This window comes from Romboutsia sp. 1001285H_161024_C4, from assembly GCF_015550185.1.
Taxonomy (GTDB): domain Bacteria; phylum Bacillota; class Clostridia; order Peptostreptococcales; family Peptostreptococcaceae; genus Romboutsia_C; species Romboutsia_C hominis.
Genome location: NZ_JADNAJ010000001.1, coordinates 691,594 through 698,508 on the forward strand (window position 1 = coordinate 691,594; position 6,915 = coordinate 698,508).

Consider the following 6,915-nt stretch of genomic DNA (forward strand, 5'->3'; position numbering starts at 1 on the left):
AATGCAAAAATCAAAAGTATATTTTACTAATTTAAGAACAGACCAAAATACAAGTTTACTTATGAAATTAGAAAATCTTATAAAAAAAGCAGGTATAGAAAATATTGACTTTAATGGAAAATTTAGTGCTATTAAAATACATTTTGGAGAACCAGGAAATCTTGCATATCTAAGACCAAACTATTCTAAAGTAGTTGTAGATTTAATAAAGAAAAATGGAGGAAAGCCATTTTTGACAGACTGTAATACTTTATATGTAGGAAGAAGAAAAAATGCACTAGAACATTTAGATGCAGCATATGAAAATGGATATAATCCATTTACAACAGGATGTCATATAATAATAGGTGATGGGCTTAAAGGAACAGATGAAGTTAATGTTAAAATAGATAAAGAGTACATAAAAGAGGCAAAAATAGGTCAGGCAATAATGGATGCTGATATAATAATATCTATGAATCACTTTAAAGGTCATGAATCAACAGGATTTGGTGGTGCGCTTAAAAATATAGGTATGGGGTGTGGTTCTAGAGCAGGTAAAATGGAAATGCACTGTAGTGGAAAGCCAAAAATAAAAGAAAGAAAATGTGTTACTTGTGGTGCATGCGCAAAAATATGTGCACATGATGCTATAAGTTTTAATGAAAGTAAAAAAGCAGTTATAAATCATGATAAGTGTGTAGGTTGTGGTAGATGTATAGGAAATTGTAATTTTGATGCAGTAGATACTACAACATTTGAAGCTAATGATATATTAAATAAAAAAATTGCAGAATATAGTTATGCAGTACTTAAAGATAGACCACATTTTCATATAAGTTTTGTAATAGATGTAAGCCCTAATTGTGATTGCCATTTTGAAAATGATTTAGCAATAATACCTGATGTTGGTATATTTGCATCATTTGACCCAGTAGCACTTGATATGGCTTGTGTAGATATGGCAAATAAACAAAGTGTAATAAATGGAAGCTACTTAGATGAGAAAAAACATAATACACACGATCATTTTATAAATACACACCCTGAAACTAATTGGGAAGTATGTGTTGATCATAGTGTAAGTCTTGGTATAGGAAATAAAGAATATGAATTAATAGAAGTATAAAACAATAAACTAGCTTAAAGTCTATACTAGATTTGAGCTAGTTTTTTTGTTTTATTAATTCTTATATATACAAATATATAAAACAAAGGATAAAATTAAATATTTTAAGATAATTATATAAAAAACTATTTACTCTAACATAATGTTATAGAATAGAATTTCATTAGGAGGTGTAAAAACGTATAAAATAAGTGAGGTATCAAAATTAACAGGCATAAGTGTAAGAATGTTACACCACTATGATAATATAGGAATATTAAGGCCAAGTAGAGAAGTTGAATCTAATTATAGATATTACAGTGAAGATGATATATTAAGACTTTATCAAATACTAGTATTTAAGGAATTAGACTTTAAATTAAGCGAAATAAAAAATATATTAGATGATAAAAATTTTGATATAGAAAATGCCTTAAGGGTACAAAGAAAACTTATAATGAAAAAGAAAGAAAGGCTAGAAAATATAATAGATTCTATTGATGAAACAATAAAAAATTTAGGAGAGAATAATATGAGTAAAAAGGATTTTAACGCTTTTAGTTATGATGATATTAAAAAGCATGAAGAAAAGTACAAAGAAGAGACAGAAAGAAGATATAAAGATAGTGATGCTTATAAAGAAAGTAGGGAAAAGACATCAAAGTATTCAAAAGAAGACTGGGAAAAAATAAGTGAAGAAGCTAATAATATATATATTGAGCTAGCAAATTTAATGGATAAAAATCCAGATGATGAAGAAGTTCAAGTATTAGTACAAAAATGGAGAGATCATATAAGCAATAATTACTATAACTGTACGGTAGAAATATTTAGAGGATTAGCTCTTATGTATGTAGCAGATGAAAGATTTACTAAAAATATAGATAAGCATAAAAAAGGGCTTGCTAAATTTTTAAGTGATGCTATGAATGTTTATTGTGATAATAAAAAGTAATGATAATTTTAAAATACTAAAAATATTAATAGATAAAATGTTTGTTGACAAATAATGTATAAATATATACTATTTATATTGAAAAAAGAATTATTAAATTTAGAAATTAAGCCATGAAGGTTTACACGAATAATATAAGTGTATCTTCATGGTTTTTGTTTTTGGGGGAGAAAACTTATGAAAACTTGGGAAGAAGTAATCAAATTTCATGGACATGAATGTCCAGGGCTAGCTATAGGGTATTTAGCTTCTAAAGGAGCTAAAGAATACTTAGAATTAGAATTTGCTGAGGATGAGGAGGTTGTTTGTATAGCTGAAAATGATGCATGTGGACTAGATGCAATACAATTAATGCTTGGGTGCACTGTAGGTAAGGGAAATTTACTTATAAGACTTAGGGGAAAAAGTGTTTATCATTTTTATAATAGAAAAAATAATAAATCTGTTAGAATGTCTCTAAAAAATAGGGATAAAAGCTTATCAAGAGAAGATTATAAAAATCTTTTGATAAATGCTAATCCAAAAGATTTATTTGATTTTACACCAACTAATATAAAACTTCCAGAAAAGGCTAGATTATTTTTATCTGAGACTTGTGAGGTATGTAAGGAAAAATCATCTGAACAATTTATAAGACTTCAAGAGGGGAAGAAGGTTTGTTTAGATTGTTATAGTGATTATAAAAGATTTTTTTAGATATTACTAAGATGGAAATAATTTATCAAATGGAGGAGATATGCTATGAATCAAGTACAGTTTTTTGATAGTATAGCAAAAGATTGGGACAACATAATCGAAGTAAATGAATTAAAAATAAATACTCTTTTATCTAAGCTAAATATTAAAGATAATCAAAGTATATTAGATGTAGGAACAGGAACTGGCGTATTAATACCTTTTTTAAAAAAATTAAATAAAACTGGATTTATAAAAGGTGTTGATATATCTACTCAAATGCTAGATATAGCAAAAGAAAAATTTAAGGATACTAAAAATTTATCCTTTGAGGAGTTAGATGTTGAAAACGATAATATAAATGAAAAGTTTGATAAAATAATTTTATATTCAATGTTTCCACATTTACAAAATAAAACGTTAACTATTAAGTCATTAGTAGAAAATAATTTAAAAGAAAATGGGCAACTTATGATAGCTCATTCTAATAGTAGAGAGTTTTTAAATAATATGCATAAAGAAAAAGATGAAACTGTTAAAAATGATAGGCTTATATGTGTTAAAAAACAAAAGTCATTATTTGAAGATGTAGGGTTAAATGTAAGTGAAGCTTTTGAAAATGATGAAATTTATTATTTAATAATAGATAAAAATTAATAATTTAGCTTTTAGGGGGATATTTTTATGAAAACAAAAAAAATAATTTTATCGGGGATATTTATTGCATTTGGAATTATATTACCTATGTTTTTCCATACATTTAATATGGCAGGATCAATATTTTTACCAATGCATATACCAGTTTTAATAGGTGGATTTTTATTAGGACCACTTTATGGAGGATTAGTAGGATTATTGACACCTATATTAAGTGGGTTTATGACAGGTATGCCACCATTAGTTCCAGTTATGCCTATAATGGCTTTTGAATTATGTGCATACGGAGTTATAAGTGGATTTTTATTTGAAAAAACTAATAAAATATATATAAGTCTTATAGGTGCTATGATAGGTGGTAGATTATTTGCTGTTTTGGGGGCATTCATTGTTTCTTTAACTTTAGCACCAAAAGTTAGCCCATTTATGTTTGTATTTGGAGATTTAGCTAAAGCTATTCCTGGAATGCTTATACAACTAATATTTATTCCTATTTTAATTAAGTTTACAACTAAAAATCCAGAGATAAAGAGAAGCTTAGCTTCTTAAAAATTATATAAGATAAAAAAATAGATTTTCAAAATATTAAAAATAAAAGAGTAGGTAAAAATTTGCCTACTCTTTTATTTTATAAAATGTAAAAATTTATATATATCTATTAATTTTGAATACTCTCACTACCAATATTTTTAATTTTACTTTCAGGCATTTCACTAGAAAAATTCCAAGGATCTCTTACGATTAATTTGTTTGCAAATGGTATGAAAGTTGAAAGTAGTGTTGAAATCAATAATAATTGACAGAACCAAACTAAAGGCATAACTTGCATAGGAGATACTTTTCCATTTGTGAAACTAGTTAAAATTAGCATCTGAGCACCATAAGGTAAAAAGCCTTGTAAAATAGAAGAAACAGTACTTAAAATAGCAGCGCTTCGTCTAGGGTCAACTTTGTATCTATAACAAAGTTTTTTAGCTACAGGTCCATTTATTATAATGGCAACTGTATTATTTGCAACAGCTATATCTGTTAATGCAACTAAAACACCTATACCAATTTCTGCTGATTTTTTATCTTTAATAAACTTTTGAACAGCTACAAGAAGTGCTTCTATACCACCAGCATGAGTTACCATTTCGGCAAGACCACCTGTTAAAAGAGATAACAAGAAGATATCTGTCATATTTGTAAAACCTGTGTAAATACTTTTTACAAAAGTTAATATTGTCAAATCACCATAATACATTCCTATTGCTCCAGCTAAAAATATTCCACCAGTTAAAACTAAAAATACATTCATTCCAGCAACTGCTAATACCAATACAAATAAATAAGGTAAAACTTTAACTAAGTTAAAATCATAAGCTTGAATTGTAGTAGGAACTTCTGGCTTACCAAATACAAATAGTAAAATAATTGTAATAATGGCAGGAACCAAACTTAAATAAAAGTTTATTCTAAACTTATCTTTCATATCACATCCTTGAGTTCTTGTAGAAGCTATTGTAGTATCTGAAATTATAGAAAGGTTATCTCCAAGCATGGCTCCACCTAAAACACAAGCCATTACAAGGGGAAGAGAAGCACCAGTTTTTTCAGCTACTGCAACTGCAATTGGACCAATTGCTGCAATACATCCTACTGAAGTACCTGTAGCAGTAGATATGAAACCAGAAATTAAAAATATACCAATTACGATAAATTGTGAAGGTATGTATGTTAAACCTAAGTTTACTGTTGAATCAACGCCTCCCATTTGTTGGCAGACACTAGCAAAGGCTCCAGCTAATAAATATATTACACACATTATTATAATGTTTGAGTTACCACAACCTTTAACGAAAATATCAAATTTTTCATCAATAGAACCTTTAATTAAGAAAAAAGCTGCTAAGACACCACAACTGACAGCTACTGGGGCTGGGAATTGATAAAAGGCCATTTCTACGCCTTGAGCTTGAAGAATTATACCACTTCCTAAATAAACTGCTATAAAAACTAAAAATGGAATTAAAGCTTTAAAACTCGGTTTGACTTTTTCTTCTTTTCTCATAAGAATTCTCCTTTTGAATTAAAATTGTGACAATTAAGACTTTAAAAAAATTGAACCTAGCTTAATTAAACTAGGTTCAATTTTAAAGCTTAAAGTAAATCTAAGGCTTGTTTTAAATCATCTATTATATCTTCAGGGTCTTCAAGACCTACAGAAATTCTTATTAATCCATCTGAGATTCCAGCTTCAGCTCTTTCCTCAGCTGTATAAGGAGAGTGAGTCATTGAAGCAGGATGTTGTATTAATGTCTCGCAATCACCTAAGCTAACTGCAAGAGTACATAATTCTAAAGAGTTAAGTAATTTTTTACCTGCCTCTAAGCCACCTTTAACTTCAAATGCTATCATACCACCTGGTAAATGCATTTGTTTTTTAGCTAATTCACGTTGAGGGAAGCTTTCAAGTCCAGGATAGTTAACTTTTACTACATTTTTATGTCCTTCTAGGAATTTAGCAACTTCTAGTGCATTTTTACTATGTTTATCCATTCTGATTTGTAAAGTTTTCATACCTCTTAATATTAAGTAAGCATCAAATGCGCTAAGTACAGCACCTGTCATATCTTTAACACCAAATAATCTTACTTGGTTTATAAAGTCTTGTTTACCAACAACAAAACCTGCTATAACGTCTCCATGTCCGTTTAAGTACTTAGTTGCAGAGTGAAGTACAACATCAGCTCCCCATTCTAGAGGTCTTTGTATGTAAGGTGTACAGAAAGTATTATCTACCATAACTATACAATCTTTCTTTTCATGAGCTATTTTAGCAACAGCTTCTATATCTATTAATTTTAAGTCTGGATTTGCTGGAGTTTCTAAATAAACAACTCTAGTATTTTCTTTCATAGCAGCTTTAATTTCTTCTAAATTAGTAGCATCTACAAAAGTTACTTCAACTCCATATCTTGTTAAGCCATGATTTAATAATGCAAATGTACATCCATATAATGTCTTAGACGCAACTACATGGTCTCCTGCTTTTAAGGCTGTCCATAATGCTGAAGATATAGCTCCTATTCCTGATGCAGTAGACATACAAGCCTCTGCGCCTTCTAGTAAAGCTACTTTTTCTTCTAATTGAGCATTAGTTGGATTTCCTAATCTTGAGTATATGTATCCACCTTCTTGAAGTGCAAATCTTCTTCCACCTTGTTCAGCACTATCAAATACAAATGTTGATGTTTGGCATATTGGTGTAGTTAATGCTCCAGATACAGGATCTTTATGATGTCCTCCATGTATCGCTTTTGTAGCAAATCTTTTGTTTTTTAAGTTTTCCATAGTAATTCTCCTCCTAGATTTTGATTAATATAGTAGTGTCTTACTTCATGAAAACGATTGCTGCTGTTTTCTTTTTTAATATAACACTATTGTAATTTATTGGCAAATTAAAAAATAGGTATGAAACTTAAAATAATAAAAATTTTTTAAACTTAATTTAGACAAATTTTGACTTTAGATTATTTAGGCTTAAAAAAAATTTTAT

The 6,915-nt window shown here is 28.5% G+C and carries 7 protein-coding genes; 5 read left to right on the forward strand and 2 right to left on the reverse strand.

Annotation, left to right across the window (positions count from 1 at the left end):
• The first annotated feature begins 1 nt into the window (after nt 1).
• The 5 genes from I1959_RS03505 to I1959_RS03525 all read left to right on the forward strand — a co-directional run bounded on the left by I1959_RS03505 (nt 2) and on the right by I1959_RS03525 (nt 3,923).
• Nucleotides 2-1,108, forward strand: coding sequence for a DUF362 domain-containing protein (locus I1959_RS03505; RefSeq protein WP_195237111.1), 1,107 nt, complete (start codon nt 2-4; stop codon nt 1,106-1,108).
• Between the two features lie 187 nt (nt 1,109-1,295).
• On the forward strand, nt 1,296-2,042 hold the full coding sequence (locus I1959_RS03510; protein ID WP_330615160.1) for a MerR family transcriptional regulator: 747 nt from the start codon (nt 1,296-1,298) through the stop codon (nt 2,040-2,042).
• Between the two features lie 177 nt (nt 2,043-2,219).
• Nucleotides 2,220-2,738 (forward strand): FmdE family protein, encoded by a 519-nt coding sequence (locus tag I1959_RS03515; RefSeq protein ID WP_195237113.1) that lies wholly within the window; start codon nt 2,220-2,222, stop codon nt 2,736-2,738.
• 45 nt (nt 2,739-2,783) lie between these two features.
• Nucleotides 2,784-3,374: a class I SAM-dependent methyltransferase gene (locus I1959_RS03520; RefSeq protein WP_195237114.1), complete on the forward strand. Its 591-nt coding sequence runs from the start codon at nt 2,784-2,786 to the stop codon at nt 3,372-3,374.
• Between the two features lie 27 nt (nt 3,375-3,401).
• Complete coding sequence (locus I1959_RS03525; protein WP_195237115.1) at nt 3,402-3,923, forward strand: ECF transporter S component; 522 nt, start codon at nt 3,402-3,404, stop codon at nt 3,921-3,923.
• A 109-nt stretch (nt 3,924-4,032) separates the two neighbouring features.
• Here the strand turns inward: I1959_RS03525 and I1959_RS03530 are convergent, their stop codons facing one another.
• Both I1959_RS03530 and megL read right to left on the reverse strand, forming a co-directional pair.
• The gene (locus I1959_RS03530) at nt 4,033-5,427 is read right to left on the reverse strand and encodes a Na+/H+ antiporter NhaC family protein (protein ID WP_195237116.1); all 1,395 of its coding nucleotides are present in this window, start codon (nt 5,425-5,427) and stop codon (nt 4,033-4,035) included.
• A gap of 89 nt (nt 5,428-5,516) precedes the next feature.
• Nucleotides 5,517-6,710, reverse strand: a complete 1,194-nt coding sequence (gene megL, locus I1959_RS03535; RefSeq protein WP_195237117.1) for a methionine gamma-lyase — start codon at nt 6,708-6,710, stop codon at nt 5,517-5,519.
• Nucleotides 6,711-6,915: the final 205 nt, after the last annotated feature.

Excerpts from the sequence above, each read along its gene's own strand:
- I1959_RS03505 (WP_195237111.1), top strand. The coding sequence starts at position 2 with ATGCAAAAATCAAAAGTATATTTTACTAATTTAAGAACAGACCAAAAT.
- I1959_RS03515 (WP_195237113.1), top strand. The coding sequence starts at position 2,220 with ATGAAAACTTGGGAAGAAGTAATCAAATTTCATGGACATGAATGTCCA.
- I1959_RS03520 (WP_195237114.1), top strand. The coding sequence starts at position 2,784 with ATGAATCAAGTACAGTTTTTTGATAGTATAGCAAAAGATTGGGACAAC.
- I1959_RS03525 (WP_195237115.1), top strand. The coding sequence starts at position 3,402 with ATGAAAACAAAAAAAATAATTTTATCGGGGATATTTATTGCATTTGGA.
- I1959_RS03530 (WP_195237116.1), bottom strand. The coding sequence starts at position 5,427 with ATGAGAAAAGAAGAAAAAGTCAAACCGAGTTTTAAAGCTTTAATTCCA.
- megL (WP_195237117.1), bottom strand. The coding sequence starts at position 6,710 with ATGGAAAACTTAAAAAACAAAAGATTTGCTACAAAAGCGATACATGGA.